Origin of the sequence: Luteimonas yindakuii, from assembly GCF_004803715.2 — a bacterium.
In the GTDB taxonomy this organism is placed as follows: Bacteria; Pseudomonadota; Gammaproteobacteria; order Xanthomonadales; family Xanthomonadaceae; genus Luteimonas; species Luteimonas yindakuii.
This window is the reverse complement of record NZ_CP039383.2, coordinates 2504532-2524910: the sequence shown is the minus strand read 5'-3', so window position 1 is coordinate 2524910 and position 20379 is coordinate 2504532. Positions and strand designations below refer to the sequence as shown.

General features: G+C 69.6%; 22 protein-coding genes. 17 read left to right on the top strand and 5 right to left on the bottom strand.

Translation table 11 applies throughout. The features are described from left to right. The first annotated feature begins 83 nt into the window (after positions 1-83). The 13 genes from ruvC (at position 84) to queC (ending at position 11566) form a co-directional block, all read left to right on the top strand. Positions 84-602, top strand: a complete 519-nt coding sequence (gene ruvC, locus E5843_RS11735) for a crossover junction endodeoxyribonuclease RuvC (protein ID WP_134674721.1) — start codon at positions 84-86, stop codon at positions 600-602. Positions 603-718: 116 nt separating this feature from the next. Further along, positions 719-1309: a Holliday junction branch migration protein RuvA gene (gene ruvA / locus E5843_RS11730; RefSeq protein ID WP_134674109.1), complete on the top strand. Its 591-nt coding sequence runs from the start codon at positions 719-721 to the stop codon at positions 1307-1309. A gap of 28 nt (positions 1310-1337) precedes the next feature. Further along, positions 1338-3251 (top strand): potassium transporter Kup, encoded by a 1914-nt coding sequence (locus E5843_RS11725; protein ID WP_141066017.1) that lies wholly within the window; start codon positions 1338-1340, stop codon positions 3249-3251. Between the two features lie 64 nt (positions 3252-3315). Beyond that, the gene (gene ruvB, locus E5843_RS11720) at positions 3316-4365 is read left to right on the top strand and encodes a Holliday junction branch migration DNA helicase RuvB (RefSeq protein WP_136412725.1); all 1050 of its coding nucleotides are present in this window, start codon (positions 3316-3318) and stop codon (positions 4363-4365) included. Between the two features lie 47 nt (positions 4366-4412). Continuing rightward, positions 4413-4841 carry a tol-pal system-associated acyl-CoA thioesterase gene (ybgC, locus tag E5843_RS11715; protein WP_136412724.1) on the top strand — a complete coding sequence of 143 codons (429 nt, stop codon included), beginning with the start codon at positions 4413-4415 and terminating at the stop codon, positions 4839-4841. A 94-nt stretch (positions 4842-4935) separates the two neighbouring features. After that, positions 4936-5724 (top strand): protein TolQ, encoded by a 789-nt coding sequence (tolQ, locus tag E5843_RS11710; protein ID WP_134674105.1) that lies wholly within the window; start codon positions 4936-4938, stop codon positions 5722-5724. A 68-nt stretch (positions 5725-5792) separates the two neighbouring features. After that, entirely contained in the window at positions 5793-6227 is a 435-nt protein-coding gene (tolR, locus tag E5843_RS11705; RefSeq protein ID WP_136412723.1) for a protein TolR, read from the top strand. Beyond that, positions 6227-7201, top strand: a complete 975-nt coding sequence (locus E5843_RS11700) for a TonB C-terminal domain-containing protein (RefSeq protein ID WP_136412722.1) — start codon at positions 6227-6229, stop codon at positions 7199-7201. The genes tolR and E5843_RS11700 overlap by 1 nt, the downstream gene beginning before the upstream one ends. Before the next feature lie 101 nt (positions 7202-7302). Further along, positions 7303-8622 carry a Tol-Pal system beta propeller repeat protein TolB gene (tolB, locus tag E5843_RS11695; RefSeq protein ID WP_136412721.1) on the top strand — a complete coding sequence of 440 codons (1320 nt, stop codon included), beginning with the start codon at positions 7303-7305 and terminating at the stop codon, positions 8620-8622. Between the two features lie 63 nt (positions 8623-8685). Further along, the gene (pal, locus tag E5843_RS11690; protein ID WP_134674101.1) at positions 8686-9198 is read left to right on the top strand and encodes a peptidoglycan-associated lipoprotein Pal; all 513 of its coding nucleotides are present in this window, start codon (positions 8686-8688) and stop codon (positions 9196-9198) included. Between the two features lie 5 nt (positions 9199-9203). Next, entirely contained in the window at positions 9204-10010 is an 807-nt protein-coding gene (ybgF, locus tag E5843_RS11685; protein WP_134674100.1) for a tol-pal system protein YbgF, read from the top strand. Positions 10011-10060: 50 nt separating this feature from the next. After that, on the top strand, positions 10061-10738 hold the full coding sequence (gene queE, locus E5843_RS11680) for a 7-carboxy-7-deazaguanine synthase QueE (RefSeq protein ID WP_136412720.1): 678 nt from the start codon (positions 10061-10063) through the stop codon (positions 10736-10738). 168 nt (positions 10739-10906) lie between these two features. Then, positions 10907-11566, top strand: coding sequence for a 7-cyano-7-deazaguanine synthase QueC (gene queC / locus E5843_RS11675; protein WP_136412719.1), 660 nt, complete (start codon positions 10907-10909; stop codon positions 11564-11566). Between the two features lie 48 nt (positions 11567-11614). Here the strand turns inward: queC and nirK are convergent, their stop codons facing one another. Continuing rightward, on the bottom strand, positions 11615-12994 hold the full coding sequence (gene nirK, locus E5843_RS11670) for a copper-containing nitrite reductase (RefSeq protein ID WP_136412718.1): 1380 nt from the start codon (positions 12992-12994) through the stop codon (positions 11615-11617). Between the two features lie 169 nt (positions 12995-13163). Between nirK and E5843_RS11665 the strand changes: the two genes are divergently transcribed. The 4 genes from E5843_RS11665 to E5843_RS11650 all read left to right on the top strand — a co-directional run bounded on the left by E5843_RS11665 (position 13164) and on the right by E5843_RS11650 (position 16698). Beyond that, positions 13164-13541: a DUF2946 family protein gene (locus E5843_RS11665; RefSeq protein WP_136412717.1), complete on the top strand. Its 378-nt coding sequence runs from the start codon at positions 13164-13166 to the stop codon at positions 13539-13541. Positions 13542-13603: 62 nt separating this feature from the next. Then, complete coding sequence (locus tag E5843_RS11660; RefSeq protein ID WP_141066016.1) at positions 13604-15688, top strand: TonB-dependent copper receptor; 2085 nt, start codon at positions 13604-13606, stop codon at positions 15686-15688. Positions 15689-15787: 99 nt separating this feature from the next. After that, positions 15788-16087, top strand: a complete 300-nt coding sequence (locus E5843_RS11655) for a DUF2249 domain-containing protein (RefSeq protein WP_136412716.1) — start codon at positions 15788-15790, stop codon at positions 16085-16087. Then, the gene (locus E5843_RS11650; RefSeq protein ID WP_136412715.1) at positions 16087-16698 is read left to right on the top strand and encodes a DnrO protein; all 612 of its coding nucleotides are present in this window, start codon (positions 16087-16089) and stop codon (positions 16696-16698) included. Before E5843_RS11655 ends, E5843_RS11650 begins: the two co-directional genes overlap by 1 nt. 27 nt (positions 16699-16725) lie before the next feature. Here the strand turns inward: E5843_RS11650 and E5843_RS11645 are convergent, their stop codons facing one another. The 4 genes from E5843_RS11645 to E5843_RS11630 all read right to left on the bottom strand — a co-directional run bounded on the left by E5843_RS11645 (position 16726) and on the right by E5843_RS11630 (position 20364). Further along, a complete protein-coding gene (locus tag E5843_RS11645; RefSeq protein ID WP_136412714.1) occupies positions 16726-17856 on the bottom strand; it encodes a PLP-dependent cysteine synthase family protein in 1131 nt (376 codons plus the stop codon). Further along, the gene (locus E5843_RS11640) at positions 17840-18241 is read right to left on the bottom strand and encodes a SirB2 family protein (protein ID WP_136412713.1); all 402 of its coding nucleotides are present in this window, start codon (positions 18239-18241) and stop codon (positions 17840-17842) included. The genes E5843_RS11645 and E5843_RS11640 overlap by 17 nt, the downstream gene beginning before the upstream one ends. 23 nt (positions 18242-18264) lie before the next feature. Continuing rightward, positions 18265-19497 (bottom strand): NnrS family protein, encoded by a 1233-nt coding sequence (locus E5843_RS11635; RefSeq protein WP_136412712.1) that lies wholly within the window; start codon positions 19495-19497, stop codon positions 18265-18267. A gap of 117 nt (positions 19498-19614) precedes the next feature. Then, positions 19615-20364: a helix-turn-helix domain-containing protein gene (locus tag E5843_RS11630; protein WP_244240773.1), complete on the bottom strand. Its 750-nt coding sequence runs from the start codon at positions 20362-20364 to the stop codon at positions 19615-19617. Between the last annotated feature and the right edge of the window lie 15 nt (positions 20365-20379).

Genomic DNA, 20379 nt, shown 5'->3' with positions numbered 1-20379 from the left:
TGCCAGGTCGTTATCCGTGGCGTGCCATGCACGGCGTGCGACCCACGGCCGTTGCGCAGCGCATGGCTGATCCCGCCGCCCGCATGACCCGCATCCTCGGCATCGACCCGGGCTCGCAGCGCACCGGCGTCGGCATCGTCGACATCGCGCCCGACGGGCGCCTGCGCCATGTCCACCACGCGCCGCTGCAGCTGCTGGGCGAGGGTGACTTCTCCGCGCGGTTGCGGCGGCTGCTCGACCAGCTGGGCGAGGTGATCGACACCTGGCGTCCCGACGAGGTCGCGATCGAACAGGTGTTCATGTCGCGCAATGCGGACTCCGCGCTCAAGCTCGGCCACGCGCGCGGTGCGGCGATCTGCGCGGTGGTGCTGCGCGACCTGCCGGTGCACGAGTACGCCGCCACCGAGATCAAGCTGGCGGTGGTCGGCCGCGGCAAGGCGGAAAAGGCCCAGGTGCAGCACATGGTGGGTATCCTGCTCAACCTGCAGGGCAAGCTGCAGTCCGACGCCGCCGATGCGCTGGCCGCCGCGATCACCCACGCCCATGTGCGCGCCAGCGCCGCGCGGCTTGGCGTCGGCACGCGCACCGCCTGGAGCCGGTGAGGCCGGTCATCACCGATGACTGCTCCGCGCGGTTGCCGATGGCCGGGGATCGCGACCGGTTTGGGGCGCACCCACGCCACGCCCGCAGCGCCCCGTCACGCACCACAGGAGTTCCCATGATCGGTCGCCTGAAAGGCATCCTCGCGCACAAGCAGCCGCCATGGCTGGTGGTCGACGTCCACGGCGTCGGTTATGAACTGGAAGCGCCGATGAGCACCTTCTACGACCTGCCCGAGGTCGGCCGCGAGGTGGTGCTGTTCACCCACTACGCGCAGAAGGAAGACAGCGTTTCGCTGTACGGCTTCCTCACCGAGCCCGAGCGCCGGCTCTTCCGCGACGTGCAGAAGGTCAGCGGCATCGGCGCGAAGATCGCGCTGGCGGTGCTGTCGGGCGCGAGCGTGGGCGAGTTCGCCCGGCTGGTGCAGACCGGCGACATCACCGCGCTGACCCGCATTCCCGGCATCGGCAAGAAGACCGCCGAGCGGATGGTGGTCGAACTGCGCGACCGCGCCGCGGATCTGGCGGTCGGCGCGGCGGTGTCCAGCAGCGGCCCGGTGCCTGCCGATCCGCTGTCGGAAGCCACGGTGGCGCTGCAGCAGCTCGGCTACAAACCGGCCGAAGCGCAACGGATGGCGCGCGCCGCGGCAGGTGAAGGCGACACCGCGGAAATCATCATCCGGAAGGCGCTACAGTCCGCGCTTCGCTGACCACCCCGTCCACGGCGCCCGTCCGGAAATGACACGTTCCACTCCTGCGGGCGCCCACCCCCGCCACGATGTCCAGCACGGCAAGGCCGGCCTCGCCATGCTGGTGATGGGCGCGATCGGTGTCGTCTTCGGCGACATCGGCACCAGCCCGCTGTACACCATCCGCGAGGCCTTCTCGCCGCATTACGGCCTGGTCGCCGACCACGACACCGTGCTCGGCGTGCTGTCGATGATCTTCTGGTCGCTGATGCTGGTGGTCACGCTGAAGTACGTGACCATCATCATGCGTGCCGACAACGACGGCGAGGGCGGCATCATGGCTCTGATGGCGCTGGCCCAGCGCCGCCTGCCCGCCGGGTCGAAGTCGGCCTATGTGCTGGGCCTGCTGGGCATCCTCGGCGCGTCGCTGTTCTTCGGCGACGGCGTGATCACCCCGGCGATCTCGGTGCTGTCGGCCGTGGAAGGCCTGGGGATCGTCGCGCCGCAGCTGCACGACTGGATCGTGCCGATCGCGCTGGTGGTGCTGGTCACCCTGTTTGCCACCCAGCGCTACGGCACCGCGAAGGTCGGGCGGGTGTTCGGGCCGGTGATGGTGGTGTGGTTCGTGGTGCTGGCGGTCATGGGCGTGGGCAACATCGCCCACGAACCGGAGGTGCTGCATGCGCTCAACCCGCTGTGGGCGGCGCGGTTCTTCGCCGACCACAGTTTCGGCGGGGTGTTCATCCTCGGTGCGGTGATCCTCGCCGTGACCGGTGGCGAGGCCATCTATACCGACATGGGCCACTTCGGCCCGCGGCCGATCCGCCTGGCCTGGTACTGGTTCGTGCTGCCGACGCTGATGATCAACTACCTGGGCCAGGGCGCGCTGGTGCTGGAGAATCCACTGGCGGTGCGCAATCCCTTCTACTTCGGCGTGCCGGAATGGGGGCGGATCCCGATGATCGTGCTGGCCACCGCCGCCACGGTGATCGCCTCGCAGGCGGTCATCACCGGCGGGTTCTCGATCGCCCGCCAGGCCATGCAGCTGGGCTACATCCCGCGGATGAAGGTGCGCCACACCTCCAGCGAGACCATCGGGCAGATCTACATCCCGGCGATCAACTGGATGATGATGGTGATCGTCATCGCCCTGGTGCTGGGCTTCCGCACGTCGTCGGCGCTGGCCACCGCCTACGGGATCTCGGTGTCGATGACGATGCTGATCGATACGCTGCTGCTGGCAGTGGTCGCGCGCACGCTGTGGCCGCAGTGGCAACGCTGGGTGCTGCCGCTATGCGTGCTGTTCCTGGTGATGGATGTCGCCTTCGTCACCGCCAACCTCGCCAAGGTGTTGCAGGGCGGCTGGTTCCCGCTGGTGCTGGGCATGGTGCTGTTCACCCTGCTGCGCACATGGCGCCGCGGCCGCCAGCTGCTGCACGAGGACGTGCGCAGCCAGGGCATCCGGCCCGACAGCTTCATCCCGGGGCTGATGCTGGCGCCGCCGATGCGGGTGCCGGGCACCGCGGTGTTCCTCACCAGTGACCCCGGCATCGTGCCGCAGGCGCTGCTGCACAACCTCAAGCACAACAAGGTGCTGCACGAGCGCAACGTGTTCCTGACGGTGGAGTCGCTGACCATGCCGTATGCGCGCGACCGGCTGAAGGTCGACACGATCGGCGACGGCTTCCATCGCGTGCGGGTGCGGTTCGGCTTCATGGAGATCCCCGACGTGCCGCTGGCGCTGATGGGCTGCAGCGACGTCACCCCGGACCTCTGCGTGGATCCGATGGAAACCACCTACTTCACCAGCCGGGAAACCGTGATCGCCACGGCGCGGCGCGGGATGATGCTGTGGCGCGAGCGGCTGTTCGCGCTGATGCATCGCAATGCGGCACCCGCGTCTGGCTTCTTCCGCATCCCGGGCAACCGCCTGGTCGAACTGGGCACCCGCGTCGAGATCTGACGCGGGCGTGCGGTGCGGCCGTCGCAGGGTGCCGCGCGCGTCGGCGCCGTGCGACCATAGCGCGATGATCGACAACCGCATCATCGCTGCCGGCGCCACCCGCGAAGACGACGCCGTCGACGCCAGCATCCGCCCGCAGCGCCTGGCCGATTACCTCGGCCAGCAGCCGGTACGCGAGCAGCTGGGCATCTATATCGAGGCGGCGAAGCGGCGCGGCGAGGCGCTCGACCACGTGCTGATCTTCGGCCCGCCCGGCCTCGGCAAGACCACGCTGTCGCATGTCATCGCCAACGAACTCGGGGTCAACCTGCGGGTGACCTCGGGGCCGGTGATCGAGAAGGCCGGTGACCTCGCCGCGCTGCTGACCAACCTGCAGCCGCACGACGTGCTGTTCGTCGACGAGATCCATCGCCTGTCGCCGGTGGTCGAGGAAGTGCTGTATCCGGCGATGGAGGACTTCCAGATCGACATCATGATCGGCGAAGGCCCGGCCGCGCGTTCGATCAAGCTCGACCTGCCGCCGTTCACCCTGATCGGCGCCACCACCCGCGCCGGCCTGCTGACCGCGCCGCTGCGCGACCGTTTCGGCATCGTCCAGCGGCTGGAGTTCTACAGCACCGAGGAATTGACCCGCATCGTGCGGCGCTCGGCGACCATCCTCGGCATCGCCTGCGAAGGCGAGGGCGCCGCCGAGATCGCACGGCGTGCGCGTGGCACCCCGCGCATCGCCAACCGCCTGCTGCGGCGCGTGCGCGACTACGCCCAGGTGCGCGCGGACGGGCATATCGACCGCGAGGTCGCGCGTGCCGCAATGGACATGCTGAAAGTCGACCCCGAGGGCTTCGACGACCTCGACCGCCGCCTGCTGCGGCTGATCATCGAGAACTTCGACGGCGGCCCGGTCGGCGTGGAATCCCTGGCGGCGGCGCTGTCGGAAGAGCGCGGCACGCTGGAAGACGTGATCGAGCCGTACCTGATCCAGCAGGGCTATCTGGTCCGCAGTGCGCGCGGGCGCATGGCCAGCCAGAAGGCCTACCGCCACCTCGGCCTGCCGGCACGCGCGCGCGCCGACCTGTTTGCCGAGACGCAGGCCACCGATCCCTTCGAGCCATGACGCGGCTCTCCACGCCGCGTGCGGTGCAGCCACGGTAGTTTCAAGCAATGTTCAGCCATCCGGTCCGTGTTTACTGGGAAGATACCGACGCCGGCGGCGTGGTCTACCACGCGCAGTACGTCGCGTTCCTCGAGCGCGCGCGCAGCGAATGGATGCGCGCGCTGGGGCACGGGCAGGACGTGCTGCGTACCCGGCACGACCTGGTGTTCGCGGTGCGGGCGATGAGGATCGATTTCCGTGCGCCGGCGCGGCTCGACGACGCGCTGCAGGTGTCGGTGGCGTTGACCGGGTGCCGGCGCGCGAGCCTGGTGATCGCGCAGTCGATCCACCGTGGTGACGCGTTGTTGCTGGACGCAGAGGTACGGGTGGCGGCACTGGACGCGGCGGGTTTCCGCCCGCGTGCCATCCCGCAACCGCTGTACGCGGAGCTGAAGGCGCGGGAAGCGCAGCCGGACCAGGATGGGCGCCGGCGGTGAGTGAGCACGGTCATGCCGCAGGACGCGGCACGGCCCGACAGACAGGGATGCGCGGCGCCGCCGTGTGTCGAACCGATCAAACCGGAGTGGATGCATGACCCCATTGACGATGTTGCTGCAGGCCACCCAGGTCGAGCCGCTGGCCGAAGACGCGGCCGCCACCGCCGAGGCGCTGCCCGCGGGTGCCGATGCCGCCGCTGCCGCAGGCGCGCTGCCCACCGACCTGGACGTCTGGAGCCTCATCCTCCACGCCTCGATCCCGGTGCAGCTGGTGATGCTGCTGCTGCTGTTCGCGTCGATCGCCTCGTGGGTGATCATCTTCCGCAAGAAGCGCCTGCTCGACCGCGCCACCAAGGAAGCCGACCGCTTCGAGGAACGTTTCTGGTCGGGCGCCGAGCTGACCAAGCTGCACGCCGCGGCCACCGAACGCAACCGCGAGATCGAGGGCCTGGAAGCGATCTTCGAATCCGGTTTCCGCGAGTACGCACGCCCGCGCCGCAGCGTCGACAGCCGCTCGCGGCTGGAAGCCGCACAGCGCGGCATGCGCGTGGCCGGTTCGCGCGAGATCGATGGCCTCGAACAGAACCTCGAGTTCCTCGCCAACGTCGGCTCGATCGCGCCCTATGTCGGCCTGCTCGGCACGGTGTGGGGCATCATGATTTCGTTCCACGGCCTGGCCAATGTGCGCGAGGCCACCATTGCCACCGTCGCGCCCGGCATCTCCGAGGCGCTGATCGCCACCGCGATGGGCCTGTTCGCCGCGATCCCGGCGGTGTGGGCGTACAACCGCTTCGCCACCCGGGTGGAGCGCATCGCCAGCCGGTACGAGGCGTTCTCCGAAGAGTTCTCGTCGATCCTCGAGCGGCAGTCGAGCGAGGCCTGACCCCGCGCGCGCCGCCGGCACGTTGGCTGCCGGCGCGCTGAACCGCCCCGATTGCGAGGACCACCCCCATGTCCGTGACCATGCGCCGCCACAAGCGCCGCAAGCTGAAGAACGAAATCAACGTCGTGCCGTATATCGACGTGATGCTGGTGCTGCTGATCATCTTCATGGTCACCACGCCGCTGTTGAACCTCGGCACCGACGTCAACCTGCCGGATTCCAACGCACGCTCGCTGGGCGCGCCGAAGGATCCGGTGGTGGTCAGCGTGTATCCCGACGGCCGCCTCGCGCTGATGGTCGAGCAGCAGAACCAGGAGCTCACCCGCGACGACCTGATGGCCCGGCTGCGTGCGATCCACTCGCAGAACCCCGAAGCCACCATCCTGGTGCGCGGTGACGGCGCCGCCAGCTACCAGCTGATCATGGATGCCATCAGCGCGATCAACGAGGCCGGGGTGACCAGGGTCAGCCTGCTGAGCCGCCCGCTCGAGTCGGGGGGCTGATGCGGCAGCAGCGCGCCGATACGGTCCAGGCGGTCGTCCTCGCGCTGGGCCTGCATGTCCTGCTGGTCCTGCTACTGGTGTTCGGCCTCGACTGGACCCAGCGCCGGGCCGAACCCGCGTTCGGCTCGCCGGTGACCGCCGACATCATCGATCCCGATGCGCTGACCGCCGCGCAGCGCCGGGCGCTGACCGCCGAGCCCGCGCCGCTGCCGGATCCGCCGCCGCAGCCCGAGCCACTGCCGGAACCGGAATCCGAGCCGGTGGAAGAGGAGGCCGCACCGCCGCCGCAGCCGCTGCCGGCACCGGTGCCGGAGGATGCCGAGGTCGCGCCACAGCCGCGTCCGCAGGAGCGCGTGCCCGAACCGGACACTGTCGACCAGGATGCCGCGCGCCGCGAGGCCGAGTCCGAGCTCAGGGCGGAGCGCGAGCAGGAGGAACGTCGTCGCCAGGAGCAGCTCGACCTGACCGAACGCAAGCGCCAGGAAGAGGCCGAGCAGCGTCGGCGGCTGGCCCAGCAGCAGCGCCAGGAGGAACTGCGCAAGCTGCAGGCCGAGCGCGAGCGCATCCGCCGCGAGGCCGAGCAGGCCGAACAACGCCTCAAGCAGATCGCCGACGCGCGCGCCCGCCAGGCCGCCGAAGCTGCATCGGCGCCGGCCGCGAGTCCGCCGCCCGGGCGTCCCGACGGCAGCAGCGACCTCGCGGCGAAGTACGCCGCCGCGCTGCAGGAGGCGATCGCCCGCGAATGGACCCGGCCCGACAACGTGGCGATCGGCCAGCGCTGCCGCATCTACATCACCCAGCTGCCCGGCGGCGAGGTGATGAACGTCGAGTTCGACGCCGCCTGCCCGTACGACGCGCTGGGCCGCCGTTCGGTCGAGGCCGCGGTGCGCCGCGCCGCGCCGCTGCCGTACGCGGGCTTCGAATCGGTGTTCAACCGCCGCCTCAACCTCAACTTCACCGCCCAGGATCGATGACCCGTCGCGTGTTCACCGGACGCTTCGGGTCGCGCGGCCAAGCTGTCGAGCGCTTCCGTGCACGCGGATGCGAAGCCTTTCCTTCAAGACCAGGTGCCTAGATGAAACCGATGACACGTTGCCTGCTGCTCCTGCTCGCATTGTTCCTGCCGTCGCTCGCCGCGGCCCAGCAGCAGGGCCTCGAGATCGACATCGTCGGCGGTCATGCCTCGGCGCTGCCGATCGCGGTGGTGCCGATGCCCTACCAGGGCTCCGGCAGCGCGCCGGATACCGACATCGCCGCGGTGATCCGCGCCGACCTCGACCGCTCCGGCCAGTTCCGCACCCTGCCCGAGCGCGACATCGTCGAACGCCCGACCCGCGGCAGCGAGGTGCAGTACCCGACCTGGCGCGTGCTGCGGCAGGACTTCCTGGTAGTCGGGCGCGTGCTGGATGCCGGCGCCGGCGCCTACCGCGTCGAGTACGAGCTGTTCGACGTCGCCAAGCAGGAGCGCCTGGTCGGCATGGCGATGACCGCGCGCTCGGGCTCGATGCGCGACGTTGCCCACCAGATCGCCGATGCGGTCTACGAGAAGATCCTCGGCGTGCGCGGTGCCTTCTGGACCCGGATCGCCTATGTCACCCAGACCGGCGTCGGCGAAAACGCGCGCTATGCACTGATCGTCGCCGATTCGGACGGGCACAACCCGCAGACCGTGGTGCGCTCCAACGAGCCGCTGCTGTCGCCCTCGTGGAGTCCCGATGGCAGCAAGCTCGCCTATGTCAGCTTCGAGCGCCGCAATTCCTCGATCTATATCCAGGACATCAACACCGGCGGCCGCGAACTGGTGTCCAGCTTCCGCGGCATCAACTCCGGGCCGGCGTTCTCGCCCGACGGCCGACGGCTGGCGCTGACGCTGTCGCGCAGCGGCAACCCCGAGATCTACGTGATGGACCTCGGCAGCAAGGCGCTGACCCAGCTCACCAACCACTTCGGCATCGACACCTCGCCGGCCTGGAGCCACGACGGCGGCAGCGTCTACTTCACCTCCGATCGCGGCGGCCGCCCGCAGGTCTACCAGGTGCCCGCAAGCGGAGGCAGCGCCACGCGGGTGACGTTCCAGGGCAACTACAACGCCGATCCCAGCGTGTCGTACGACGGCCACAAGATCGCCGTGGCACAAGGTTCAGGTAACGTGTACCGTATCGCCGTGCTGGATCGCAGCCTGGGGAGTCCTCGCTGGTCCACGCTGTCGCCGGGGTCGCTCGACGAATCGCCGAGCTTCGCTCCGAACGCCAGCATGATCCTGTATGCGGCACGCGAGGGGCGGCGGGGAGTGCTGTATGCCGTTTCGGCAGACGGACGGGTCCGTCAAAGGCTGGTGCTTGCGGACGGTGACGTCCGCGAACCGGCATGGGGACCTTACCGTGAACAGCGCTGACGCGGCCTGCACATCCACTCAATCAATCTGAACCGCCTGAACCACCACCTAGGGAACGACGAGATGAACATCACCACCCGAGTCCTGCTCGCCGCTGCATTGTGTGTTGCCGTTGTCGGCTGCTCCAAGCGCGTCAAGGAAGAGCCGCAGACCACCACCCCCGGCACCAGCACCGTGACCCAGCCGCAGCAGCCGACCAGCGGCGCCTATGGCCCGGAAGATCTTGATACCGATGCCTGCCTGCGCCAGCGCGTGGTCTACTTCGATTTCGACCAGGAATCGCTGCGTCCCGAGTTCCAGGCGGCCATGGCCTGCCACGCCAAGTACCTGCGCGACCGCCCGTCGGCCCGCATCACGATGGAAGGCAATGCCGACGAGCGCGGCAGCCGTGAGTACAACCTTGGCCTGGGTGAGCGCCGCGGCAACGCCGTGTCGTCGGCCCTGCAGGCCAGCGGTGGCTCGGGCACCCAGCTGACCGTCGTGAGCTACGGCGAAGAGCGCCCGGTCTGCACCGAGACCAGCGAAGACTGCTGGGCCCGCAACCGTCGCGTCGAGATCGTGTACACCGCCCGTTGATCGGCATGCGTGGACTGATCGTATCCACCCTGGTCGCGGCCGCCCTTGTGGCGGCCGCGCCCGCATTCGGCCAGCGCGCAAGCCTGGCCGATCGCGTGGCCGTGCTTGAACAGCAGGCCGCCGCCAACCAGGGCAACATGGACCTGCTCAACCAGCTCACGCAGTTGCGTGGCGAGGTGCAGGCGTTGCGTTCGCAACTCGAGGACCTGCAACAGCAGAACGAGCAGCTGAAGTCGACCTCGCGCGCGCAGTACCTCGATATCGACGGACGCCTCAACCGCATCGAGAGCGGGACTGGCGGCACGGGCGCGACCCTGCCCGATCCGCCGCAGGCATCCACCGGTGCGCCTGCCGGCAATGCCGGCGGCGTGCTGCCCGCGCCTCCGCCGCGGAACGTTCCTTCACCGCGTGCGGCCGCCCCGGCCGACGAACGTGCGGCCTACGAGGGCGCATTCGACGCCCTGCGCGGCGGCCGTTATGCCGACGCGGCCAACCTGTTCCAGGATTTCCTCGGCCAGTACCCGGATGGGGCCTACGCGGCCAACGCGCTGTACTGGCTGGGCGAGAGCTATTACGCCACCCAGAACTACGAACTGGCCCAGCAGCAGTTCCAGGCGCTGATCGGCCGTTTTCCCGACAGCGACAAGGCGCCGGGCGCGCTGCTGAAGGTCGGCCTGTCGCAGTACGGCCTGCGTGATCTCGACGCCGCCGAAGCCACCCTGGGCAACGTTGGCAAGCGCTATCCCGGCACCGACGCCGCGCGCACCGCCGACGACCGCCTGCGCGCGATCCAGCTCAGCCGACTGCGCTGACGCAGCCGGGCTTCAGGCCCGGCGCACGCCCGGCGGCTACAATGCCGCCCATGATTCCCGCCGCCTCCGAAGCCGCCGCGCCGGTGGCCGACCGGCTGCGCATCACCGAGATCTTCCTGTCGTTGCAGGGCGAGGCCCGCGATGCCGGCTGGCCGACGGTGTTCGTGCGCCTGACCGGCTGTCCGCTGCGCTGCCAGTACTGCGATACCGCCTACGCCTTCCATGGCGGCGAATGGCATGGGATCGACGCGATCCTCGCCGAGGTCGCCTCGCACGGCGTGCGCCACGTCTGCGTGACCGGCGGCGAGCCGCTGGCGCAGAAGCGCTGCATCGGGCTGCTGCGCCGGTTGTGCGATGCCGGCTACACGGTGTCGCTGGAAACCTCCGGCGCGCTCGACATCGGCGAGGTCGACCCGCGGGTATCGCGCGTGCTCGACATCAAGACCCCCGGCTCGGCCGAGGTGCACCGCAACCACTGGGCCAACATCGCGCTGCTGACCCCGCACGACCAGGTGAAGTTCGTCATCTGCTCGCGTGCCGACTACGAGTGGGCGCGCGGCGTCGTCCATGAGCACGCGCTGGCCGCACGCTGCGAGGTGTGGTTCTCGCCCAGCAAGAGCGAGGTCGATCCGGGCGCGCTGGCCGACTGGATCGTCGCCGACCGCCTGCCGGTGCGCTTCCAGCTGCAACTGCACAAGCTGTTGTGGAATGACGAGCCGGGGCGGTGATGGCTAAGCAGTGATTGGTGATCGGTGATTGGTGATTCGGACGTCGCCCCCCCGGTGTGCCTTGCGCCGCCCGTACGCTCTTTCGAATCACGAATCACGAATCACGATTACCAATCACGTTTTCACCCATCACGCATCACCCTCGCCCAGTTCCGATTCCCGAGTCCCATGAAAAAAGCCGTCGTCCTCGTTTCCGGTGGCATGGATTCCGCCGTCGTCCTCGCCATCGCCCGCGAGCGCGGCCATGCGGTGCATGCGCTCAGCGTCGCCTATGGCCAGCGCCATACCTCGGAGCTGGAGGCCGCCGCGCGCATGGCCGCGGACGCGGTCGAGCACAAGGTGGTCGCGGTGGACCTGCGCAGCATCGGCGGCTCCGCGCTGACAGATGACATCGAAGTGCCCGCCGCCGGTGGCGACGGCATCCCGGTGACCTACGTGCCGGCGCGCAACACCATCATGCTGTCGATCGCGCTGGGCTGGGCCGAGGTACTGGGCGCGGCCGACATCTACTGCGGGGTCAACGCCGTCGACTATTCCGGCTACCCCGATTGCCGCCCGGAGTTCATCGAGGCGTTCGAACGGCTGGCCAATCTCGCCACCCGTGCCGGCGTGGAAGGTGCCGGTATCCGCGTGCATGCGCCGCTGCTGCGGATGAGCAAGGCGCAGATCGCCGCCGAAGGCGTGCGCCTGGGCGTGGATTTCGCCGCCACGGTGTCGTGCTACCGCGCCGATGCGCAGGGCCGTGCGTGTGGCGACTGCGATGCCTGCCGCCTGCGTGCCGAGGGGTTCGCGGGCGCCGGCCTGGCCGACCCGACCCGCTACGCCTGAGCACACAAAAACCGGGACGCCCATAGGCGCCCCGGTTGTCCGGCTGCCTCAGTGTCCCGAGGCGTGGTCGATCGCTTCGCTGGTGTTGAAGATCGTCGGATCCGCCGCGCCGTTGACGTGGAGGAAACCCGCCAGGCCCTTCTCCGCGCGCGAGAGCGCGTGGTCGACCAGGATGTACTTGCCGGGGTAGTCGACCTTGAACTCCACCACTGTCGCACCACCCGGTGCCACCAGCGTGGTCTGCACGTCGGTCAGTGGCGGGCTCGTCAGCGAGGCCTGGTCGAACACCCGGTCGAAGACCTCGCCGATCACGTGGAAGCTGGAGATCAGGTTGGGTCCGCCGACGCCGAAGTACATGCGCACGGTCTCGCCGACGTTGGCTTCCATCCGGTAGGTCTTGGTCAACGCCTCCATCGAGCCGTTGAACATCAGGTGTTCGGGGTTCTCGTCGAGCAGCTTGTCCACCGAGAACTCCTGCAGCCCGCGCGAGCCGTGTTTCTGCGCGGTGTAGAGCTCGCCCTGCATGATGTAGAACTCGCGGTCGACCGCGGGCAGGCCACCTTCCGGCTCCACCAGGATCATCCCGTACATCCCGTTGGAGATGTGGTGGGCGATCATCGGCGTGGCGCAGTGGTAGACGTACAGGCCCGGGTTGAGCGCCTTGAAGGTGAAGCTCTTGGTCTGGCCGGGGGCGACCTGGGTCACCGCGGCACCGCCGCCGGGGCCGGTCACGGCGTGGAAGTCGACCGAGTGGATGTTGACGCTGTCGTCGGCGTTCTTGAGGTTGATGGTGACCGTATCGCCCGTGCGGATACGCAGGAACGGCCCCGGTACGGTGTCGTTGAAGGTCCAGTAGCGGTACGTGCTGCCATCCGACAGCCGGCCCTCGACCTCGGTGGTCAGCAGGTCGTAGCTGATGTGCTGCGGCGCGCGATCGCCAACCGGCGTGTCGACCTCCATCGGGTTCTTGGCGATGTCGACCGCGGTGCTCACCACTTCCTCGACGTCGCCGACGATCAGCTTGCCGAACATGCCGGCGGCGCGGTGCCCGGGGATGGTGCAGACGTATTCGAAGGTGCCGGCCTTGGCGGCACGGAACACGATGGTGGTCGACGAGCCCTGGCCGACGATCTGGTCGGACTGCACGCCGAAATCCGGGACCGCGATGTCGTGCATGGCGCCGTCGCCGTTGGTCACGGTGATGGCCACCACCGCGCCTTCGGGCACCCTGAGTTCGGGGTTCACCACGTCCTTGATCGCGCCGGCATTGCCGACGAAGACCAGCTGTCCGTTGGAGATCTCGGTGCGCATGCTGAAGGTGATGTCCGCGACGGGGGTCACGTCGGCGGCGGCCTCGCGCGCCGCGATCGCCTGCGGCGTAAAGCCGGCGGCAGCCGCGAGGGCGAACAGCAGGATCAGGTCTTTCATTTCGATGCTTCCTTCTTGGGGTTCGTGGTGCCTGGAATGCATCGTGGGGATCGCGCCCATTCACGACCATGACCTGCGTCAAGCCGGACGCTGCACCGTACGCACCCGCATCGGCGCTTGACCCAGATCAGTGAATGGGGCGCGGACGCACGCGCAGACTCGCTCCACGATGAGCCGTCGCCGCGTCCACCGCTGGATCTGTCACCTCGCACTCGGTGCTGCGTTGTCGCTTGCGCTGTTGCCGGCGGCCGGTCGCATCGCCGGTGCGGGCGCGGCACATGCCGGGCACATGGCGAGCGTGGCGACCGGCGGGCAGGCGCACGCCGGCACCGACGATGGTGCCCGGCAGCCGTCGCTGCCCGTGGACACCGCCAGCGCCGACTGTGGCTATTGCCCGCTGCTCGCAAGCGCGGTGCCGGCGCCACGCTGGGCACTGGTGGCGGTGCCACTGGTGGCGCCGGACAAACCGGGGCTGCGGCGTGCGGATGCACGGGATGCCGGTCGGTATCCAACCGGGCTGGGGTCACGCGGTCCGCCGTACGCCTGAGCCCGACAGCTCATGCGTGCGCGGCGCAGTCCGCGCGTCCAACGAATGCCCCGGAGCACCCCATGTCGACTTGCAGAAGTCCGGCGACGCCACAGGCTTGCCTGACGATCGCCATCCTCGCGGTCCTGTTCGCCCCCGCGGCGCTTGCCGCCGATGTCCACGTCCACGATCCGATGGTGCCGGTCGATCTCGATGCGGTGGTGGTCACCGCGATGATGCCGGTCTCGCCCCTGACCTTCGAAACCGATCCGCGCGTCCCGCGCCAGCCGGTACCCGCCAGCGACGGTGCCGACTATCTGAAGACCATTCCCGGCTTCGCCGTGGTGCGCAACGGCGGCACCAACGGCGATCCGGTGCTGCGTGGCATGTTCGGCTCGCGGCTGAACCTGCTCACCAACGACGGCGCCATGCCCGGCGCCTGCCCGTCGCGGATGGACAACGCGATGTCCTACATCGCACCCGAAACCTATGACCGCCTGGTGGTGGTGAAAGGCCCGCAGACCGTGCTGTGGGGCCCGGGCGCCTCCGCCGGCACCGTGCGCTTCGAGCGCGACCGCGAGGTGTTCGACGCGCCGACGCTGAAGTTCGCCGGCAGCCTGCTCGGCGGGTCCGCAGGCCGCAATGACCAGGTCGCCGACCTGACCTGGGGCAGCGGACCCGGCTATGCGCGGGCCAGCGCGAACCGTTCCGAGGCCGACGACTACAGCGATGGCGACGGCCATCGCGTCGCCTCGGCGTGGAAGAAGTGGAATGCCGACCTTGCGCTGGGCTGGACGCCTGACGCCGACACACTGGTGGAACTGTCCGCCGGCGTCGGCGATGGCGAGGCCCGCTACGCCACCCGCGGCATGGACGGTTCGCAGTTCGACCGCGAGAACCTCGCGCTGCGGATCGTCAAGCGCAACCTCGACGGCCCTCTCGCGGAATGGGAGGCCAGCATCTACAGCAACCGCGCCGACCACGTGATGGACAACTACAGCCTGCGCACGCCGGTGCCCGGCGGCATGATGCCGATGGCGATGGCCTCCAACGTCGAGCGCCGCACCAGCGGCGGGCGTGCAGCCGCGACCTGGCGCGCCGATGCATGGGAGCTGGTGGCCGGGATCGACGGCCAGGACGGCCGGCACCGCCGCCGCAACGCCAGCGGCCGCGATGCCTACCTGGCCCAGCCGTGGCGCACCGATGCGCGCTTCGCCAACCTCGGCGTGTTCGGCGAAGGCACCTGGCATGTCGACGACCGCAACCGGCTCGTCGCGGGTGCACGCGTCGATCGCGCCGAAGCCACCGACGAGCGCGCGACGCTCGGCACGATGGGCATGGTCCGTCCGAACCCCACCGCCGGCGTTACGCGTGCGGCAACGCTGCCGGCGGCCTTCGTCCGCTACGAGCGCGATGTCGCCGACCAGCCGATGAGCTGGTTCGCGGGGCTCGGCCACACCACGCGCATGCCCGACTACTGGGAGCTGTTCTCGCCCGACATGGGCCCGATCGGCACGACGAATGCATTTGCCGGCCTCGCCACGGAGAAGACCACCCAGCTCGACGTCGGGTTCGAGTACCGCGGCAAGCGCTTCAATGCCTGGGCCTCGGCCTATGCCGGACGTATCGGGGACTACATCCAGTTCCGCTACGTGGCGGGCGCCATGGGCCGGAGCAGTTCCGCCGCCCACAATATCGACGCGCGGATCCACGGCGCCGAGCTGGGCGCGGAGTTCCGGCCGGACACGCAGTGGACCTTTGGCGGCAGCCTTGCCCATGCGCGCGGCGAGGACCGCGACAGCGGGCGGCCGTTGCCGCAGATGCCGCCGCTGGAGGCACGCCTGACGGCAGCCTGGGATAACGGCAGCTGGTCGGCCGGCATGCTGCTGCGGTCGGTGGCCGTGCAGGAGCGGGTGGCACCGGGCTACGGCAACGTCGTCGGCCAGGACATCGGCACCAGCCCGGGTTTCGCGACCCTCGCGGTCAATGCCGGTTACCGGCTTGGCAGCACGATGCGTGTGAGCGCGGGGATCGACAACCTGTTCGACCGTGCCTACAGCGAGCACCTCAACCTCGCCGGCAACGCGGACTTCGGCTATCCCGCGGACGCGGTGCGGATCAACGAGCCGGGACGCACCGCCTGGGTCAAGCTCAATGTCAGTTATTGAGCGCTGGAACCGACAGCGACTGCCGGCCACCTGATCCATGTCAATGATCGCGCAGGGTGCGGGCCGCATCCTGCAGGTGTCCACACACCCAGGTGCGCCATGAACGCCATCAGCGAACTCGACCTCCAGCTCCACCCGTTCGATGCCCGCGGCGTCGGCCGCCGCTTCCGCCATGACGCGCTGTTCGGCGCGCTCGACACGCTGCAGCCGGGCGAGGGCATGCGCTTCATCAACGACCACGACCCGCTGCCGCTGCTTGCGCAGTTGCGCGAACGCTATGGCGACCAGCTCGCAGTCGACTACGTGCAACGCCAGCCGGGCGAGGTGGTGATCGACTTCGCCGTGCTGCGTGCGCCGGTCCACGGCGAGGGCAGCGAGTGCTGCGGAGGCTGCAGCTGATGGCCGCCATGCTGAAGCTCACGCTGCTGGCGGCGGCGTTCGCCGTGTCCGCGGGGCTGGCACACGCGGCGCCACCGGCGCACTCGCATGCCGGCCACCACAACAGCCCCGCGCCGACGGCGCAGTCGCATGCGGACCGGCATGGCCACGCGGCGGACGCCGCGGACGCCGCGGACGCCGCACACGCCGCGCACGCCACGCACGCCACGCACGCCACGCACGCGGACCACGCGAATCACTCGACGCACCGCTCGCCGCTCGACGCTCCGGACGTGAAGTGGACGCCGGATGCGCCGCTGATGGCCGGCATGCGGCGGCTGCATGCGGCGCTGGATGGCGCGAACACCGGTGATGCGCAGCATGCGCTGCGGCTGGCGTCGGAAGCGGATGCGGCGGTGGCCTACATGTTCGAGCACTGCGAGCTCGAGGCCGAGCCGGACGTCGCCCTGCACGGCGTGCTGGCACGGGTGATGGCCGGCACGCAGGCGCTGCGCGACGACCCCGAAGACCTGGCGCCGCTGGCCACGATGCGCGACGCCGTCGCCGACTACCCGCGGCTGTTCGACGATCCGGGGTTCCCGGGGCCCATGGCCGCGCATCCGCTGCATTGAGCCGGCTGCGCGATTGCCACGGAATGATCAGGCCGCGCTGCCGGACGGATGCCAGCGGCCGGTCTCGATCGTCGCGTGCAGGGCGTTCGCGACAGGCGCCGGGTCGAGACCATGGCGACGCAGCCAGTCGGGGTTCGCCAGCGTCGCGTCATAGCGCTCGCCGGGGTCGCAGAGCAGGCTGACGATGCTGCCGCGTTCGCCCTGCGCACGCATCCGCGTGGCCAGCCGCAGGCAGGCCACCAGGTTGGTGCCGGACGAACCGCCGTAGCGACGGCCGAGGTGGCGCTCGAGTACCTGCATCGCGGCAATCGAATCGACGTCGGCGACCTCGACCACGTCATCGACGATCTCGAACAGGAACCCCGGCTCCACCCGCGGTCGGCCGATGCCCTCGATCACCGTCGGGCGACTGCATACCGCACCACGGTCGCGGTCGCGCCAGCCATGCACGAACGCACTGCCCGCGGGCTCGGCGGCGCATAGCCGCGTGCGCAGCCCTCGATAGCGCAGGTAGCGACCGATGGTGGCGGAGGTGCCGCCGGTGCCGACACCGCAGACGATCCATGCCGGCTCGGGATGCGGTTCGCCGGCGAGCTGGCCGAGGATCGACTCGGCAATGTTGTTGTTGCCACGCCAGTCGGTGGCGCGTTCGGCCAGCCCGAACTGGTCGAGGTGGCAGGCCCCGGCGGCGGCATGCCAGGCGGCCCGCGCGTGCACCATGGCCGGGTTGTCCACCAGGTCGCAGTGCGCGCCCAGTGCCTCGACTTCGGCGATCTTGCGCGGTGCGGTGCAGGCGGGCATTACCGCGGTGAAGCGCAGCCCGAGCAGGCTCGCGAACCAGGCCTCGGAGATCGCTGTGCTGCCCGAGGATGCGTCCACCACCGGCTGCCCCGCACGCAGGCGGCCATTGCACAACGCGTACAGATACAGCGAACGCGCCAGGCGGTGCTTGAGGCTGCCGGTGGGATGCGCGGCCTCGTCCTTGAAGTAGAAGTCGATGCCGGGGAAACCGGCGAAGGCGAGCTTCAGCAGGTGGGTATCGGCCGAGCGCGCGGCTTCCTGGCGCAGCAGCGCCAGCGCGTGTGTGATCCAGTCGCGCTCGCCGTCGTGCGTCGCGCCGGTGACGGCCGGTGCCGAGCGGTCAGGGGAAATGGACATACAGGACGCCCAGCGGGTGATGGGTGCGCGCGATGGTGTAGACCATCGCGAAGGTGGCCAGCGCGGCGACATAGAACAGCGCACGCATCGCGCGCGTGCGCCCGCGGTGCATCGCGAACATGCCCAGCACCACGTAGACCACGATCAGGCAGACCTTCACCGCCAGCCAGCCGTTGGCGTACATCGCACCGGGCAGGACAGTGAGCAGCAGCAACGCCGCGGCGAGCAGGGCGGTATCGATGCCCCAGCTCGCCCGCCGCACCGCCAGCCGGTGCGGCCAGTGCATGCCGGCCAACGCCGCGCCACCGCGCAGCGCGAACAGTGCGCCGCTGGCCAGTGCCAGGCCGATATGGGCGTGCCTGATCTGCGGGTAGAACTCGATCATTGGGTCCTGTCCTTGCGCATGGATCAGCCGGGCCGGCCGTCGGCGCGCGGGCTGAGATAGATGCGGCCGATGCGCGCCACCCACGGCGCGAAGGCCACCAGCCAGCCCAGCGCCGCGGCCACCTGCCAGGCCATGGCATCCGGCACGATCTCCGCCACCACCCGCATCACCGCCACCAGCTGGATCGCGAGGAAGGCGAACCATGCCGCGGTGTACATCGCCAGCGGCCGGCCGGAATGGCCCTGGGTGACGCGCGTGACCATGGCGATGAGCACGCTGCCGAAGAAGCCGATGAACAGCGCATGCGCCGGGCCGCGGCCGAGCCAGTACACGCCGGTCAGTGCATAGGCGACGCTCTGCCCGGCGTACAGCGCGAAGGTGAGCGGCAGCCACGAGAGGCCGATGAACAGCACCGCGAGGATCCCCGGCGTCCGCGCACGTGGCCACCAGCGCCACAGCATCGTCGCGGTCAACGCCAGCAGCGGCAGGTCGACCAGCCACAGCCACGCATAGGCGTGGAACAGCTCCAGTACCAGGTGGGCGAGCACCAGCGGCCAGAACAGCGCCAGCAGCCACAGCGGCCGCCACGGCTGGTACCCCGGCGTCACCCGGCTGGCGAAGAACGGAAACATGCGGTGGGCGACGGTAACGTACACCGGCAACAGCAGGCCGAACGTCCCCAGCTTGATGCTGGCGAATGCCCACAACGGCGATGCGCCCAGCACGAACGCGGTCCATGCCAGCACGCCGACCAGGCCCAGCGACAGTGCGGCGATGCACGAACGCGCATGCCAGGTCACGCCCTGCTCGCGCCACAGCAGCGGTGCCAGCGTCGCGAGGCCCGCGGTCCAGCCGGCGACGGTCATCAGCAGGCCGACGACGATGCCCGCCTCCCAGCCCAGCGCGCCCAGCAGGGTGCACAGCTGCCCGCCCATCAGGCCCAGACCCACCGGCACGTAGCGCCAGCGTTCGAACTCCGGCTGGCCGGTCCACTTCGGAAAGGTGGTGAGCAGGAAGCCGAAGAAGAAGCTGGGCAGCACCTGGTACTGCATCACGAAGGCATGCAGCCAGCCGGCGTACGGCTGCGGTTGCGGCATCGACAGCGGCGGCCACCGGGCCGCCGCCAGCCACGCCGCCCACCAGGCCATCGCCAGCAGCAGGTTGCCGGCGCCGATGAAGAACATCAGCCGGTGCGGTGCGGCGCCGAGCAGGCGCGGCGACACGCGCGACGGTGGGGGAGCGGGATGCGGGTCCATGGGCGTCAGGATCGACGGTAACCCGCGCAGGTGCCTTGATCCAGGTCACGCTGAAGTTGCAGCCGGCAACGTCGGGGCAGGCGACTGCCACGCGCAACCGCCACGTTCCCGTGCGGCTCAGCCCAGCAGCGGCTCGGCGAGGGCGTCGAGCTCGGCACGTTGCAGCAGTTCCACCTCGCGACGGTCCAGCCGCAACAGCCCGTTCTCCTGGAACCGCCGCAGCACCCGGCTCACCGTTTCCGGCGCCAGGCGCAGGTAGTTGGCGATGTCGGTGCGCGGCATCGTCAGCTGGAAGCGGCTGGGCGAGAAGCCGCGCGCCGCAAGCCGGCGCGACAGCCCGACCAGGAACGCCGCCATGCGCTGGTCGGCGGTCCAGTCGCCGGCCAGCAGTGCGGCACGGCCGATGTCGCGGCTGAGCAGGCGGAACAGGTGCTTCTGCAGGCCCGGCAGCTGCGCCGCCAGCACCGAGATCTTCGGGAACGAGAACCGGCACAGCATCACCGTGTCGAGCGCCACCGCGTTGCACGGGTAACGGTCGTCATGGATGCCATCGAGGCCGATCACCTCGCCCGGGAAATAGAACCCGAGCACGTGCTCGTGGCCATCGCGGTCGACGGTGTAGGTCTTGACGGTGCCCGAACGCACCGCCGCGATCGCCTCGAAGGCATCGCCGGCGCGGAACACGTGGTCGCCGGCGCGCAGCGGTCCGACATGCTCCACCAGCATGTGCAGGTCGAGCAGGTCGGATTTCGCCATGCCCTCGGCCATGCAGGCCTGGGAGAACGCGCAGGTCGAGCAGAAATGCAGCGCGTCGCCGTCGTCGGCGAGGGTGCTCGCGTCCTGGCGCGGGAACGTGGTGGCGTTCAAATCGCGTACGCCCGC